The 14,440-nt window shown below is 67.7% G+C and carries 15 protein-coding genes; 10 read left to right on the top strand and 5 right to left on the bottom strand.

Annotation, left to right across the window (positions count from 1 at the left end):
• Positions 1 to 921: 921 nt before the first annotated feature.
• Together FXF65_RS00770 and FXF65_RS00765 are read right to left on the bottom strand one after the other, a co-directional pair.
• Positions 922 to 2,058 carry a Fic family protein gene (locus tag FXF65_RS00770; protein WP_148347570.1) on the bottom strand — a complete coding sequence of 379 codons (1,137 nt, stop codon included), beginning with the start codon at positions 2,056 to 2,058 and terminating at the stop codon, positions 922 to 924.
• A 1,096-nt stretch (positions 2,059 to 3,154) separates the two neighbouring features.
• Entirely contained in the window at positions 3,155 to 3,751 is a 597-nt protein-coding gene (locus tag FXF65_RS00765) for a hypothetical protein (protein ID WP_148347569.1), read from the bottom strand.
• 184 nt (positions 3,752 to 3,935) lie between these two features.
• Here FXF65_RS00765 and FXF65_RS00760 point away from each other — a divergent pair, with 184 nt between their 5' ends.
• From FXF65_RS00760 to panB, 8 genes are all read left to right on the top strand, one after another.
• Complete coding sequence (locus FXF65_RS00760; protein ID WP_246198284.1) at positions 3,936 to 4,361, top strand: DUF4291 domain-containing protein; 426 nt, start codon at positions 3,936 to 3,938, stop codon at positions 4,359 to 4,361.
• A gap of 37 nt (positions 4,362 to 4,398) precedes the next feature.
• Complete coding sequence (locus FXF65_RS00755) at positions 4,399 to 4,686, top strand: hypothetical protein (RefSeq protein ID WP_222868300.1); 288 nt, start codon at positions 4,399 to 4,401, stop codon at positions 4,684 to 4,686.
• An 18-nt stretch (positions 4,687 to 4,704) separates the two neighbouring features.
• The gene (locus FXF65_RS00750) at positions 4,705 to 5,202 is read left to right on the top strand and encodes a flavoprotein (RefSeq protein ID WP_148347566.1); all 498 of its coding nucleotides are present in this window, start codon (positions 4,705 to 4,707) and stop codon (positions 5,200 to 5,202) included.
• Between the two features lie 54 nt (positions 5,203 to 5,256).
• Positions 5,257 to 5,595 carry an Imm51 family immunity protein gene (locus FXF65_RS00745; protein WP_148347565.1) on the top strand — a complete coding sequence of 113 codons (339 nt, stop codon included), beginning with the start codon at positions 5,257 to 5,259 and terminating at the stop codon, positions 5,593 to 5,595.
• Between the two features lie 114 nt (positions 5,596 to 5,709).
• Positions 5,710 to 6,594 carry a helix-turn-helix domain-containing protein gene (locus tag FXF65_RS00740; protein WP_246198283.1) on the top strand — a complete coding sequence of 295 codons (885 nt, stop codon included), beginning with the start codon at positions 5,710 to 5,712 and terminating at the stop codon, positions 6,592 to 6,594.
• Between the two features lie 171 nt (positions 6,595 to 6,765).
• Complete coding sequence (locus FXF65_RS00735; protein WP_148347563.1) at positions 6,766 to 7,326, top strand: papain-like cysteine protease family protein; 561 nt, start codon at positions 6,766 to 6,768, stop codon at positions 7,324 to 7,326.
• Between the two features lie 11 nt (positions 7,327 to 7,337).
• Positions 7,338 to 8,093, top strand: coding sequence for an LPXTG cell wall anchor domain-containing protein (locus FXF65_RS00730; RefSeq protein WP_148347562.1), 756 nt, complete (start codon positions 7,338 to 7,340; stop codon positions 8,091 to 8,093).
• Between the two features lie 133 nt (positions 8,094 to 8,226).
• Positions 8,227 to 9,081, top strand: a complete 855-nt coding sequence (gene panB, locus FXF65_RS00725; protein WP_148347561.1) for a 3-methyl-2-oxobutanoate hydroxymethyltransferase — start codon at positions 8,227 to 8,229, stop codon at positions 9,079 to 9,081.
• Between the two features lie 9 nt (positions 9,082 to 9,090).
• Here panB and FXF65_RS00720 read toward each other — a convergent pair whose 3' ends face one another.
• Positions 9,091 to 9,597: a pyridoxamine 5'-phosphate oxidase family protein gene (locus tag FXF65_RS00720; protein ID WP_148347560.1), complete on the bottom strand. Its 507-nt coding sequence runs from the start codon at positions 9,595 to 9,597 to the stop codon at positions 9,091 to 9,093.
• 238 nt (positions 9,598 to 9,835) lie between these two features.
• Here FXF65_RS00720 and FXF65_RS00715 point away from each other — a divergent pair, with 238 nt between their 5' ends.
• Together FXF65_RS00715 and FXF65_RS00710 are read left to right on the top strand one after the other, a co-directional pair.
• Positions 9,836 to 10,462, top strand: coding sequence for a methylenetetrahydrofolate reductase (locus FXF65_RS00715; protein ID WP_246198282.1), 627 nt, complete (start codon positions 9,836 to 9,838; stop codon positions 10,460 to 10,462).
• A 15-nt stretch (positions 10,463 to 10,477) separates the two neighbouring features.
• Positions 10,478 to 10,843, top strand: a complete 366-nt coding sequence (locus tag FXF65_RS00710) for a thioesterase family protein (RefSeq protein WP_246198281.1) — start codon at positions 10,478 to 10,480, stop codon at positions 10,841 to 10,843.
• Positions 10,844 to 11,119: 276 nt separating this feature from the next.
• Here FXF65_RS00710 and FXF65_RS00705 read toward each other — a convergent pair whose 3' ends face one another.
• Together FXF65_RS00705 and FXF65_RS00700 are read right to left on the bottom strand one after the other, a co-directional pair.
• Positions 11,120 to 11,950 carry an ABC transporter permease gene (locus FXF65_RS00705; RefSeq protein WP_148347557.1) on the bottom strand — a complete coding sequence of 277 codons (831 nt, stop codon included), beginning with the start codon at positions 11,948 to 11,950 and terminating at the stop codon, positions 11,120 to 11,122.
• On the bottom strand, positions 11,947 to 14,406 hold the full coding sequence (locus FXF65_RS00700; RefSeq protein ID WP_148347556.1) for an alpha/beta fold hydrolase: 2,460 nt from the start codon (positions 14,404 to 14,406) through the stop codon (positions 11,947 to 11,949). The genes FXF65_RS00705 and FXF65_RS00700 overlap by 4 nt, the downstream gene beginning before the upstream one ends.
• Positions 14,407 to 14,440 lie beyond the last annotated feature (34 nt).

Below are 14,440 nucleotides of genomic sequence, written 5' to 3'. Positions count from 1 at the left end.
AGCCCGCTCAACTGACTTCTCTATAACCCTCGTAGGGGCGATGAGGACCCCATGGTAAAGCCGCTGGCTGGGTGTCGCCTCGGCGCGCGCGCACGGGGTGCGATTGCAGCAAACCTCCGGTTGTGCGCGAGCCCCCGGCGTGTCGCTGAAATGATCAAGTCGAACTTGATGGCGGACACGTATGCAGCGTCTCAGACGTTCCCGTCGCTCGTACTCTCTTGGGGCGGGTTCCCGGCGGTGGCCTTTTCGTCGTCGGTGGACTCCGCTACCTCCAGTCGGCCGGGGCGCTCGGCGGGCTGTCGGTTGATCTTGTGCTGGTAATGGATGCGGTGTCCGTCTCGTTCCTGGCCAGCACGTAGGGGGATGGATCGTGTCACGTTCGGTAACGCTTGTCGGTGGTTCTGTTCTCTGGCCTGACGCGATGCCCTGCCCCAGGGAGGCCCTGCAAATGGGCCCCTCGGGTGGCCTAGGAGGCGCTTGTCTTTCGTGTTCGGCCAGTGTCGCTTCGTCCGCGTGAGTCGGGTGGGGGACGGGGAGCTCTCGCGCCTCTGGGCGGAGCACTCGGGTCTCGCATTCCCGGAAGTTCTGCGCTGGTTGGACGCGCCAAGTGGTGAGTCGGTGGCGACACTCGATGCCCACATTGCCGGATGCGTCTCCGCCTACCTACGAAACGGGGCTTTCGGAGTCGAGCGCCAGCAGGTTTCGCTGGGGTGGCGGAAGGATCTTCGAAGCGTCATGTCGTACCTGGATGGCGAAGAAGCCGAGTACGTGGCCCGACTACTCCGAATGGCGGAACTGATCTCCGCTAACTGAGTGTGGAGGCATGATGTTCGAGGCTCCGCCATTGTTGCAATCTGCCGCCGAAGCCTCTCAGTAAATAGAAGCCGCGTGTCTTGGCGTCTGGAATAATGGTCAAGGGTGTTAGGCGCGGTAAGGGTCGATCAGTGATGTTGGAGTCCTTGCTGCGGTAAGGGGCGGCTCGGGGAAGCGAGGACCTTCGATATACGAGCGGGCCCGTGTGCGACCAACGGATACGAGGATGCCTGCGCTTGTCAGTTCACGTAGGTCGCGCTGGGCTTGCTGAACACTCAATCCCTCAGCGTGTTCGTAACGCAGGCGCCGGACTTTTCCGGTCATTGCGACCTCGTGTAGAGCGGCGACCAGGCGCTCGTCCAGACCCTCGTCCGTCACGAAGTCTGTGAGGAGTCCCAGAACGCTCCTTGTTCTGTCCAGTCTGTTTCTGACGGTCTGCGCCTGCTGGTGGTAAGCGGTCAGATTGAACTTGATCCAGTTGGAAACATCCTGGTCGGGTTGATAGCGCGAACCTCGGTCATTGAGCTGGCGGTAATACTCCCAGGTGTTCCCCGGACGTCCCAACCACGCTTCGATCGACGAAAACTCCGGGGCGAGCACGCCCTCGCGGGCGATCAGGAGGGTCTGGACTGACCGTGACATCCGACCGTTTCCATCGCTCCACGGATGGATGGAGACGAGGTGGAGATGAGCCATTGCGGCTTTGATCAGAGGGTGGGTGCCGTTGTCTTCCGCCAACCAGTTCACCAGTTCGTCCATCAGACCTGGGACGTCTTCGGCGTCAGGGCCCGTGTACGCCGCAATACTGGGGTCTCTGGGATCGGTGACATACACCGGGCCTCGACGCCATTGACCGGCCGGCCTGGAAGCCGTGTGGCGGTGTCCCTGGAGCATCCAGTGAAGCGCGTTCAGCAGCCCCTTGCTGAAGGAAAAGTCTTCCGCGTCATGAAGCGTCTGGATGTAGGTCATCATGTGTTGGTAGGCGAGAGTCTCGTCGCGGTTATCCTCTGACAACTCGACGTCGCGCTCGCCCTCCATCAGGTCCACCACGTCGACCGTGGACACCCGAAAACCTTCGATGGAGTTCGAGGCCGCTACCGCGTCCGCCGTGAGGTACTTCCGAAGACCTTCCGTCCACTTCACGGCTACCTGACGTACCTGGTAGCGCAGGTCGGCTCGCATCTGCTCGATTTCGTCCAAGACCTTGCGATCGAGGTCGTCCAGCGCGGGTGTGGGGAAGAGCATGTAGACCATGATAGGTTGACGCAATCATTGCGTCAACACGTAGAGTGATGGTACTTGGGGCGGTGTCACCAGCGGTCGGCTTCGGCAGCGTTGCCTAACCTCAGCGTCGTGTTCGACGGAAGGAACAGCTAGGGCTGACGGGACGGGCAGGTCGCTGGACGAGTTAGCGGTGCAGTTCTCATAGCGTGGATTGCGCGCGGAGGTGGACGCAGGCAGTTGTTGGTCTCGCTGGGCGGGTGTGGTGAACCGGGGATCGCCTGCGATGTGCGCGTTTCTGGTGAGGCGGTGAGCGCGGGCACGTCGTCGGCACGGTGGGCGCGGAGTCGGCGGTGTCGGACCGCGCAGTGTTGGTGCTGCGGCAGACCCGGCGGTGGTCGTGATCGTCTGGCATGCATGGAGTGTGGTTGCGGCGAACCTCCGGTTGTGTGTGAGGGTCTGGCGTGTCGCTGAAATGATCAAGGTCGATTTCGTCGGCGAGTGCGTTTGTGGCGTCTCAGGTGGGCCTGGTCGCTTGCCCTTCTTGGGTGGGTTTCTGGTGCCGGACCTGTCGTTGTTGGTGAACTGAGGGATCGGCGTTCGTGGGCGTAGGCGACGCCGTCGGGCGTGTCGCCGTAGCCGCGCGCGGGGCTGGCCGTTCCAACTGGCCAGAGCTCGTCGGCGCGGTGGATTGCGGAGACGCTGGCCGCCGCACGGACTCGGCGTAGTCCAGGCGGTGGACGCTGCGGGTGCCTGAGATCAGACGGTCGCACTCGGGTGCGTCTCGACGGGGAACGCGTCGCGGTATTGCTGTGTGGGTGTGAGGGCCTCAATGCTGCGGCCATGGTCCAGAACTGCGCTTTCACTTGTGAGGTTCACACGTGTGTCGGCTGCTGCGGCAGCCTTCTTCGGAAAAGAAGGAGGGGGGTGGGGGCGCTGGGCTTCTTTTCGATCTCCGAGACAAGTCCGGGAGTCTACTTTCACCCACCCCCCTTAAGCCGCGGACCCGCGAGGGGTGCTCAGACCGACTTCAATGCGTCGCACGATAGCGACTGCCTCCGACACCATGCCAGGGCTGCCGAGCCCGTGGGCGGCCGGGGACGTTGGCTGTTGTGGTGAGTTAGGAGGATGTGGTGATCACGATGAGTGCTACTGCCACGGTTGCGGCTAGTGCGGTGCCGAGGATCGCGAGCGGGATTCGGTAGGGGTGACGTTCTGCCCACGACAGCAGGCCCGGATGCGTCTTGTCGAACTCTTTGCCGCTGGCGAAGTAGGTGGGACCGCTGCTCGGCACGTCGAGTGTCTCGACCAGTCGGTCTACGTTCTCGCGCTTGTAGTAGGCGACGTTCACTCTGGTGAGCAACTTGCCGTGTGCGTCGAGTAGGAAGAGGCTTTCGCCTGCCCCTCCGTTCGGCATGTGGATCGTCGCGCGCATCGCCCTGGTGATGTGTGAGCGTGGCCGGCGCTGGCGGACGAACAGCCCCCGAACGACGATCTCGTGCGAAGTCAGGGTGATGCGGGACGTGAGGAGGACTGCCGTCCCCAATATGATCAACACGGCCCAGGTGGTGCCCACGATTGGAGCGAACACCGTCGGGGCGTTGCCGATCAGGATCGCGGCGACGATGCCCACGCCGCTCAATCCCATGGCGACCAACACCGTCAGTCCCATCCCGCGACCTGGCCGCAATTCGAGGGTCGCCTGAACATCGCGCACGTCAACGTCCCCCTTCTGCCAGTCCGTCAGAGGTTGCCACATCGGTGGCGGGCTTCGACACGCGGGGCTGGACGGGGGGTCAAGGCTCCATGTTGGGTGATGCCGTGCGGTTGCGGGAGGCGGGCCAGTCATGGGCTGGGGGAAGTGGCGAGGGCGGGACGTGGTGGTGGGGCGAGGGGATCGGATGACGTGGGTCAAGCCGTACTTCTTGTGGATGATGTATCGGTGCGGCTGGGGCATGAAAGCGGGGCAGGAGACCGTTCTCGCCGTGGAGATCACACGTGAGGGCTTTGAGTGGGCGCTGCGGAACTCATGTCTTTCGCACTACGAGCGCGGGCTGTACCCGGATCGGGATGCCTGGCGTCGCCAGCTCAAGCGTGCGCCTGCTCGGGTGCAGTGGGATCCTGAGCGTGACCTGCGGGGGAGGGCCTTGCCGTATCGATCGCTTCAGCTTGGACTGTGTGGTGAGGCCGTACGGCGATACGCGGATGAGTGGATCGTCTCCATCGGTGATGTGACGCCGCTGGCTCGGGAGATTCATGGGCTGGTCAGGGGTGGTGAGCTGGAGGCGGCGGCTCGACTTCTGCCTCGGGAGCGTCCTTATGAGTAGGGCTGGCTGGTATGGGGTTCGTTGCGTTTTTCGATGGGTGCATGAGGGACGGCAAGTTTATGAGGAGAACGTTACTGTTTGGCGTGCCGGGGATTTTGGGGAGGCTATTGAGAAGGCCGAGGCTGGGGCGTTTGAGTATGCGGCCGGGTGTGATGGGCAGTATCTAGAGTTCGCCCAGGCGTATTTCATTGGCGAGGACAAGGTGATTGGCGAGGGTGCTGAAGTCTTCTCGCTGATGCGGGAGAGTGAGCTTGGGGAGCGTGACTACGTCACCAGGTACTTTGACACGGGGGACGAGCGTCAGGGGAATGTGTTCCTTAGTTAGGGATCGTCGGGTTGGCGGGTGGCTTTGGTGAAGGTCTTGTACGTGTTCGCGTGTGGGGCCCCGGCTGCGTCTGAGCTCCCGGACTTTGTGGGACGGGCGCAGCATGCGGGATGGGATGTGCGGGTGATCGCTACCCCCATGGGGGTCAATTTCCTGGACGTTGAACGGCTCGCCGCCCTTACCGGTGCGCCCGTGCGGACTGACTTTCGGTTGCCGCATGAGACGTCCAATGGGTTGCCTCCCGCTGATGCCGCCGTGGTCGCGCCTGCCACCTTCAATACGATCAACAAATGGGCGCTGGGGATTACCGACACCGTTGCGGTTGGCATGCTTTGTGAGCTCGTCGGCATGGGTGTTCCTGTGCTGGCGGTTCCGCAGCTCAAGGCTGAGCTGGCCAGTCATCCCGCCTTCAAAACCCATCTGGACGTTCTCCGCTCCATGGGCGTCCGCGTCCTGTTCGAGGCGGGCGCGCCCATGGCGAGTTGGGGAGACGTCCTGGCAGCGCTGGACGGGTGAGGCGGCTGGTCGCGAGGTTGCCGTCCCGTCCCGGCGGGTGCCATCATCCGCCAGGTGAAGCCCCTGAAGCTCTTTGAGACCACGCCCGGCAATTTCTCGTTGCTGTTGGACGCGGGAACCACCCAAGTAGACGAAACCGTCCAGGAGCTCGGCCATGAGCCGAACGGCTACTTCTGGGAAGGCGTGGCGCAATTCCTCGTCAGCACCGAGGCGAAAACGCTCGACGGACGGTTCTCGTACGACCCCGAAGCGGGAATGTTCTGCGCCTACGGCACCGACCGTGACGCGCTCCAGGAACTGGGCGATCTGATGAGCGCCATCGCTGCCGACGCGGATCGGATGCGCGCTCTCGTCGCCGCCGCCACGGCCGCCGGGTTCGAGTTCGACGACTGACCGAACGCCTCCCATCGAGGTCTGGACTGTTGGACTGGGTTCCATTAAGGTCCGTCTGCGCCTGGCCCGCGGCCTTTTCCGGGGCGGGTGGCCTCGGCGGGAGGATCCTCGATGGTGGATTCATTCGATGGCGCGTTGCGCGCGGCGATCCAGGCGCGAGGTCTGAGCCTTGAGCGGCTCCATGTGCGGCTCGCCGAGCGCGGAATCCACGTCAGCGTGGCGAGCCTCAGCAACTGGCAGCGCGGCAGCAGCCGTCCGGAAAGGTCGCGGTCGCTGTCGGCCGTCCGGGCGCTCGAGGGGATCCTGGAGGTGCCGCCGGAATCGCTGTCCGCGCTGCTCGGGCCGCGCCGGCCGCGCGGGCGGTGGGTGCACCAGGCGCCCGGCGCGCTGTCGTACCGGGACGTCAGCCAGGTGCACGCCAGCGTCGACACCCTCCTCGGGCAGATCCGCAACCCGGTGGACGGGCAGCTCCGCTGGCTGAGCTGCGACGAGAGCTTCCGCGTCGGAGCCGACCGCGACGAGCGGTCCGTTCGGACGCGGGCGGTCTTCCAAGCGCGGGTGGACGGTGTCGACAGGCACGTGGCCGTCCACCACTGCGAGAAGGGGATTCTGCCCGACATTCGGAGGGCGTCCCACTGCCGCCTGGGTCAGGTCCGCACCGATCCTGGGACGGGTGTCACCGCAATGGAGTTGCTGTTCGAAAAGCCTCTGCGGCGCGGCGACACGTACATGATCGAGTACGAGTTCGGCTATGGCGGCGGCGGGCCCGAGGCGACCTTCTATCACCGCTGGTTCCGCCATCCGACGCACATGTACCTGCTGCACGTCCAGTTCGATCCGGACGCGCTGCCCGTCCGCTGCCACCGGGTCTGGCAGCCGAACGCGGCGACGCCGAGCGCCGACGTCGGAGAGCTGCAACTGTCCGGCTGGTGCGCCGTGCATATGGCCGATATGGAGGTCCGGCCCGGCGTCCACGGCATCCGCTGGGAGTGGGACTGACCCCGGGCGGCGCCTTTCTCATTTATTGGCCGCCTACACCTTGAAATTCCGCCACGGCGCAGGGGCTTGTCTGGGATTCGCGGCGGGGGGACCATTCCTTTCGACGTTCCGCGGACGTCGAGGGCGCCCGACACCCCCATCCTTCGACCGTCCCCCAGGAGTGCATTCTCCATGCTTACCCGCACAGCCTGGCGCGCCGCCGTGGGCGCGCTCGCACTCTCGGCCGTGGCCGTGCCCGGCACCGCCGACGCCGCCGCCCTGAAACTCGGCATCACCATGCAGGCCCAGGAAAGGACCAACTGGTGCTGGGCCGCGTCCGGCAACACAGTGGCCGCCTATATGGGCAGGTCCTACAGCCAGAACCAGTTCTGCAACCTCGCCTTCAACCGCGCGATGAACTCGTCCTGCCCCAACGAGCAGGCCACGCTGGCCAACGACCAGAACGCCTTCCGCCAAATCGGAATCAATCCCGGGAGCTACGTCTACACCTATCTCACCTACGCCGCGATCGTCCGGGAGGTGGACGCGCGCCGTCCCATCATCGCCCGCATCCAATGGACGAGCGGCGGCGGGCACATGCAGGTCCTGTACGGCTACGACACCGGTTCGAGCATGGTCTATTGGGGAGATCCCTGGCCCTCGAACTACCGCTACAACTGGGCGTCGTACAACTACTACGTCAGCAACAACTCGTTCCTCTGGACCCATTCCCTCGACTACATCGGCGCCTGAGGAGACGTGAGATGAAACTGTTCGCAGGTCTCGCGCTCAGCGGCGCGATCGTGATCGTGACGGCGGCGCCGGCGGCCGCCGCGTCCCCCGCCCCGACCCGGCCCCCGGCCGCCGACGTGGCCGCCGCCCGGCAGGTCGCCGAAGCGGCGTCCCCGACCGTCGCCCGCTTCTTCGCCGCCCGCGGCGGCACCGCGAAGATCACCGCCAGCGCGGCGGCGCAGATGGCGCCCAGGCTGACCGGCCCGACCGTGCCCGTCTACGAACTCGACCCCGGCTTCGTCACGGGACGTTCGGACACGGTCGCGCGGCTGTCCTTCCTCGCCACCGAGGCGGTCTCGGCAGACGGGCAGCGCGCCTCGGTCTGGGCCGTGCGCAGGGACGGGGCCTGGCGGCTCGCCAATATCGCGTCCGGCGCGGACGAGCAGAACTACGCGCGCAACACAGGAACGGTCTTCCGCGAGCCGCAGATCAACGGCTGGTACCGGCTGGACGGCGGCCGGGTCTACCCGCTCAATGCGGAGGCTCGGCAGGTGACGGGCGCGCCTTCCGTCCCGCTGGCGGCCTACCAGCGGGCGGTTCGCGGTCGCTACGGGGACCGCCTGCCCGGTTCGGCCTATGACCGGCAGGGCATGGCTGGAGGCTACGGCCCGAAGCCCAGCGAAACCGGAGACAACAACGAAGCCCCGGTCGTGTTCGCCGGGCTCGGGCTCCTCCTCGCCGCCGGCGGCGGCGGTCTGTTCCTCCGCCGCCGGGCCGTCCGGCGCTGATCTCAGGTGGCGGCGCGGGCGACCGCGCCGCCATCGGCCGTCGGCCTGTACGGGACCGAACGCTTATGTCACGATGGGCAAGAGTCCGGAGACGCCGTAAAGGGCGCTTCGAGACAGTCGAACGGGAGTCGCCATGGCGCGTATTTCGCATGCCCAGGAAATGCAGGACGCATCCGTTTATGGGTCGTCCGGCCGGGTCACGGTCCGGGACATCGCAAAGGCGAAGGAACGCGGCCACCGATGGGCGATGCTCACCGCCTATGACGCGATGACCGCCGCCGCGTTCGACGAGGCCGGAATCCCGGTCATCCTCGTCGGGGACACGATGGGCAACAACCATCTCGGATACGACTCGACCGTCCCGGTGAGCCTGGACGAGATCGCACTCCTCGCGGCGGCCGTCGTCCGGGGAACCGAGCGCGCCCTCGTCATCGGCGACCTCCCCTTCGGCAGTTATCAGCAGGGGTCCGAGCAGGCCCTGCAAAGCGCCTTGCGGCTGGTCAAAGAGGCCGGGGTGGGCGCGGTCAAACTGGAGGGCGGGGAGCGTAGCGCGCCCCAGATCAGCGCGATCGTGTCCGCGGGAATTCCGGTCATGGGGCACGTGGGATTGACGCCCCAGTCGGTGAACGCCTTCGGCGGCTATCGGGTGCAGGGGCGCGGCGACACGGCGGCGCGGCAACTCCTCCAGGACGCGCGGGCCGTCCAGGACGCGGGCGCGTTCGGAGTCGTCCTGGAGGCGGTGCCTGGAGAACTCGCCTCGCAGGTCACCGACTCGTTGGACATCCCCACCATCGGCATCGGCGCCGGGCCGGAATGCGACGCTCAGGTCCTCGTCTGGACCGACGCGCTCGGCGTGACACCCGGGCGGCTTCCCCGCTTCGTCAAGCAGTACGCGGAAGTGCGGCAGACCATGGTCGAAGCCGCCCGCGCCTACGCCGAAGAGGTCGCGGACGGCGCCTTTCCCGCGCCCGAGCACGTCTACCGCTAGAAAAGGAACTCAGGCGAACTTGTAGCTGGTGTGCGTGAAGGTGCCCTTGCCGAAGGCCAGCACCTTCGCCGGACGAACCGCATACACGTAGGCGTCGCCCCCGACGTCGTTAGAGAAGCCGTCGTCGGTCACCCCGAACTGCCATTCCCCGTTCCATTTGGACGTCCAGGCGGCGGCGAGCCGTTCGAGCGCGGGACGGTCGGTGACCCGCTCGGCCTCGCCCTCGACCATGACGTCGAGGCCCCCGTCCCACCGGCCGTCGCCCGTGGTCAGGACGACCTGCGGGTTGCCCGCGAGGTTCCGCGTCTTCTGCTCGGACGGCCCGGTGCAGAAATGGAACGCGCCGTCCAGCCACACGGCCACCAGCGGCGTGACGTGCGGACGGCCGTCGCCCCGAACGGTGGCGATCCACGACAACTGCGCGTTTTCCAGAACTTCGCGAGCGTTCTCCCATGGCGTGGCCTGTGTGCCGGGATCGCTGAACCGTTCGTCCAGCCGGGAAACGGGTTCGCTCATAGTCGCTCCTCAATGGGACGGCCTGAATGACGGACGCCCCGACCGTACTGGTCGGCACTGACATTCGAGCGGACCCGGACGGTAGGGTCGGGGGATGGCGTTCGAGATTGTGTGCGAGGTCGAACCGCCCATGAAGCCGGATCTCACCAGAGTCCGGCATCAGATCGGCGTGTTGAGCCCAGTCGCTGATTCTTTCCTCATCCCTGACAACCACATTGGGCGGGCGACCGTGTCCAGCGTGGCGGTCGCCCACGAAGTGCAGGCGATGGGCGCGCGCGGCATCGCGTGCCTCAACTCCCGCGACCGCAATCTGCTGGGATTCCGCCGCGACCTGCTGACCGCCGCCGCGTACGGCGTCGACCGTTTCCTGTTCGTTTACGGGGACAAGCCGTCCATCGGCGGCCGGACGAGCGAACTGACCGTCCGCGCGATGATGGACGAGACCCGCGCCGCCGCCGAGGACGCCGTTTTCGCGGGCTGCGCTCCGTTCCAGATCGGTGTGACGACGGGCCTCCGCAAAACGCCCGAGTGGAAGCGGTCCGCCGACTTCACGTTCGTCCAGGTGAGCTATTCAGTAGATGATCTGCTCCGCTGGCGCGACGACGCCCGGCTGAACGGCCCCGTCTACGCCGGAGTGATGGTGCTCGCGAGCGCCGGGATGGCGCGTAATCTGGCCGCCGCCATTCCCGACATCGCCATTCCCGCCGAACTCGTCGACGCGGTCGAACGGGACAGGGCGGCGGGCGTCGCGGTGGCCTGCGAGCAGGTCCTCGCGATCCGGGACAGCGGCGCGTTCGACGGCGTCCACCTGGTGCCGGTCAGCCGGTACCGGGAGGTCGCGGCCCGGCTCGAACGCGAGCTGTGAGGCGTGGAGCCGGGTGTGCGAGCGGAGACGTCCCTGCTGGTCGAGGAGGAGGACACGGCCGTCAGCGCGGGCAGTGGCGACGTTCCCGTGCTCGCCACGCCGCGCCTTCTCGCGCTCGCCGAGGAGGCGACGGTGAAGACCGTCCGGCCGTTCCTGGGCGAGGACAAGACGTCGGTCGGGACGCGCGTCGAACTGGAGCACCGTGCGGCCAGTCCGGTCGGCGCCCACGTGACCGTCGAGGCCGAACTCCGTGAGGTGGACGGGCCCCGGCTCGTCTTCGGGTTCACCGCCACGGACGAGCGCGGAACGGTCGTGGGCACCGGGGTGATCGAGCGGGTGGTGGTCGACCGGGAACGGTTCCTGGCGCGCGCCGCCCGCTGAAAGCGGTCAGTACGGCAAGAGGCGGCCCGAAGGGGTCCGCAGGTCGGGCGGGCTCGGTTGACGTGGGGGCCGCGGGCGTTTGATGAGCTGCTGCCGTGCCATGGTGATCATCTCCCCCCGAGGGGCGGGATTCAATCGTCGAGCGCGCCTGGTGCGCGCTTCTGTTCGTAGGACGCGCTCGCCGTGTGTGAGGTTCGCAGAGCTTATGCGACTTCGTCTGCCGGTTCGACCGATTTTCGCGGACGGTCCGTGACCGGAAACATCCGGAATTCGCTCTCAGGAAACGATGTCGCGCGTCCGGAACCGGCGGAACGCCAGGGCGAAAAGCACCGCGGCATAGGAGATCGAGACGGCCGCGCCCTTCGCCATGCCCGTCCATTGGACCTCGGGCTGGAGGACGTCCATCCACGCGTACATCCAGTGGGTGGGGAGGAAGTCGCGCGCCGAGCCGAGCGCGGTGACCGCGTCCAGGATGTTGCTGACGATGACGAGCCCGACCGCGCCGCCGACCGCGCCGAGCGGCGAGTCGGTGGTGACCGACAGCAGGAACGCGAGCGCCGCGACGACGAGCTGGGAGACGAGCGCGTAGCCGACGACGATCGCCATCCGGCCGAGCGCGGTGTCCACCGGGACCGTCCCGCCGGTGGGCAGGTGGACCTCGTCCCAGCCGAACCCCGCCGTGCCCGCGACCAGCGACATCAGCGGCAGGCTGACCACGGCGAGCACCGCGTAGGACAGCGCGACGATCAGCTTCTGGCGGAGCAGCCGGGCGCGCGGCACGGGCGCGGCGAGCAGGTACCGCAGCGACGACCAGCCCGCCTCGCTCGCCACGGTGTCGCCGCAGAACAGCGCGACGGCGACGACGAGCAGGAACCCGGTCGAGACGAACAGGGCGAACAGCGCGAAGTTCAGCGCCCCGGCCGTCGCGACGTCCACCAGCCCGGGGACGCCGTCGCGGCTCGGGTCGCCGCCGAGCTTGAACGCGGCGACCAGGACCCACGGCAGGACGAGCAGGATCCCGAACGCGACGAGCGTCCGCCGCCGCCGGAACTGCCGCACCGCCTCCACCCGCAACGGCAACGTCCGCCGCACGTCATAGACGCTCATGAGCTCTCTCCGATGATTTCCAAGAAAGCGTCCTCAAGCCTTCGTCCGGCGCCGGTGATCTCGGCGACCGGGCCCGCGGCGACGCGGCGGCCGCGGGCCATCACGACCGCGTGGGTGCAGGTCTGCTCGACCTCGGCGAGGAGGTGGCTGGAGACGATGACCGTTCGTCCGGCCGCGGCGTAGCGGACGAGCACCTCCCGCATCTCGCGGATCTGCGGCGGGTCGAGTCCGTTGGTGGGTTCGTCCAGGACGAGGAGGTCCGGCAGTCCGAGCATGGCCTGCGCGATGGCGAGACGCTGCCGCATCCCCTGCGAGTACGTCCGGACAGGACGATCCAGGGCCGATCCCAGGTCGGCTATCTGCAACGCCTCGTCCAGGTGGGCTTCGTCCGAGGGACGGCCGGTGGCGCGCCAGTAGAGGTCCAGGTTGTCGCGACCGGTGAGGTGGGGCAGGAATCCAGGCCCCTCGACGAACGAACCCAGCCGCGCCAGGACGGCCGCTCCCGGATACACGCGATGACCGAAGATGCGGATCTCACCCGAGTCGGGGTGGATGAGCCCCATGAGCATCCTCAGCGTCGTCGTCTTCCCAGCACCATTCGGCCCAAGGAGACCGAGCACCTGCCCCTTCTCGACGCGGAAAGACAGGTCGGCCACGGCAAGGTGACCGTTCTTGTACGCCTTCGTAAGCCCGACTATCTCCAGCGGGACGTCGCTGTCCTCTTCGGGCCCGCGCCGGAGCCGTCCCGGCAGGACGATGGCAAGCGCCAACGCAACAGCGACCAACGGAAGCCCCCACACCCAACCAGGTATAGGAGTCGGTGCCGCCTTCAACGACGGAACAGTCGGAACGCTCAACGGCGACACCACCCGCACGTTGTACGACGCGGGCTTCGCCGGAGTGGCGAAACCCATGTCGGTCGTGGCGATGACCAGCCGCACCCGGTGCCCCTGGTCGAAGTGGTAGTCCATCGCGGGCAGTTCCACCGTGACCTGCCCGCCGGACGCCCGGAACGGCGCGGCCAGCCGCCGCGCCAGCGTCGTGCCGCCGCCCGGCGCGACGTCGTAGAGCTTGGCGAACAGGGGGCCGTCGCCGTCCGTCCGCAGCGTGACGCTGGCCGCGCCCGTCAACTGGAGCGGACGCGCCAGCGGCGCCGTGTCGAACGCCGCGAACTGTCCGGGCTGCTCGGCCGCCAGCCGTCCCCCTCCGAGCCCGCCGCCGAGCGAACTCAAAGCGCCGAGCCCCGGCAGCGCGGAGATCGCGGTGGGCGACCCGCCCGGCGGGTTGTAGATCGTCTGCGGGCCGCCGCTCAGCGCCAGCGGCTGCCGGTCGTTGGACAGGCCCGGATACGTCCGGGACGTCGCCTCGTCCACCACGACCCGCTGGGTGGACGAGTCGAGCCCGCCCGCCCGAGTCACCATGAAGCGCGGCGCCGCCCCGTCCGCCCCCTTCAGCCGCGCGTCGAAGAAGCCGAGAACCAGGTCGTCGATCCGGTCGGACTCGGGGTCGCCGCCGTCGTGCCCGCCCTGGTACCAGACCACCGACACCGGCGCGCCGTTCCGGGCGATCGCGCGGGCGGTGGCGTCGGCGTGGTCGAGCGGGAACAGCGAGTCGGCCTGCCCTTGGACGAGCAGCGTCGGCACCTTGATCCGGTCGGCGACGGTCGAGGGGCTCGACCGGCGCAGCGTCGCGATCGCCGCGTCGGTGGGCCGTCCCTTCTCCGCGATCTCCTGGTACATCGCGCAGAGGGACGGCAGGAAGCGTCCGCAGGCCGTCCGCCCGGCGCCGCTGGTGAAGAACAGGCCCGCCCACAGCTTCTTGAACACGCCGTTCGAGGGGTTCGCGGCGGCGGCGTCCGGGAACAGCGCGTCCGCGAGATCGTTCCAGGTGATCATCGGGGCGATGGCGTCGACGCGTCGGTCGTAGGCGGCGGTGAGCAGCGCGATCGCGCCGCCGTAGGACGCGCCCGCGATGCCGAGCCGGGGGTCGCCGGGCGCGTCCAGCCGGACCTCGGGACGCCGCGCGAGCCAGTCGACGAGCTGCCGGGTGTCCTTGACCTCGTAGTCGGGGGAGTCGAGCGCGATCTCGCCGGTGGAGCGTCCGAAACCGCGCGCCGACCAGGCGAGGACGGCGTAGCCCGCGCGGGCGAGGTCGCGGGCCTGGCGGTCGACGTCGGCCTTGCTGCCGCCGAAGCCGTGCCCGAGCAGGACCGCCGGGGCCCGGCGGCCGCCGACCGGCTTGTAGAACGTCGTGTCGAGCGAGACCCGCTGGTCGTCGTGCGGGCCGTCCACGACCGCGATGCGCTGGTCGAGGGTGCGGACGCGCGGCGCGCCGCCCGCGGCGACGCCCCACGCGACGGCTCCGGCGGCGAGCGCGACCGCCGTCCCGGCGGCGGCCCAGCGCGCGGACCGTCCCGTCCTGCCCCATCGCGCGCGGAGCGCGCCCCCCGGCCTCATGAAGATCAGCCTATGCGGGGCGCCCGGCGGGCCG

The organism is Actinomadura syzygii (assembly GCF_008085905.1).
Classification (GTDB): domain Bacteria; phylum Actinomycetota; class Actinomycetes; order Streptosporangiales; family Streptosporangiaceae; genus Spirillospora; species Spirillospora syzygii.
This window is presented reverse-complemented; position numbering and strand designations above follow the sequence as displayed.

Coding starts and splice junctions, on each gene's coding strand:
- FXF65_RS00730 (WP_148347562.1), top strand. CDS start 7,338: ATGAAACTGTTCGCAGGTCTCGCGCTCAGCGGCGCGATCGTGATCGTG.
- panB (WP_148347561.1), top strand. CDS start 8,227: ATGGCGCGTATTTCGCATGCCCAGGAAATGCAGGACGCATCCGTTTAT.
- FXF65_RS00720 (WP_148347560.1), bottom strand. CDS start 9,597: ATGAGCGAACCCGTTTCCCGGCTGGACGAACGGTTCAGCGATCCCGGC.
- FXF65_RS00700 (WP_148347556.1), bottom strand. CDS start 14,406: ATGAGGCCGGGGGGCGCGCTCCGCGCGCGATGGGGCAGGACGGGACGG.
- FXF65_RS00735 (WP_148347563.1), top strand. CDS start 6,766: ATGCTTACCCGCACAGCCTGGCGCGCCGCCGTGGGCGCGCTCGCACTC.
- FXF65_RS00770 (WP_148347570.1), bottom strand. CDS start 2,058: ATGCTCTTCCCCACACCCGCGCTGGACGACCTCGATCGCAAGGTCTTG.
- FXF65_RS00760 (WP_246198284.1), top strand. CDS start 3,936: ATGACGTGGGTCAAGCCGTACTTCTTGTGGATGATGTATCGGTGCGGC.
- FXF65_RS00705 (WP_148347557.1), bottom strand. CDS start 11,950: ATGAGCGTCTATGACGTGCGGCGGACGTTGCCGTTGCGGGTGGAGGCG.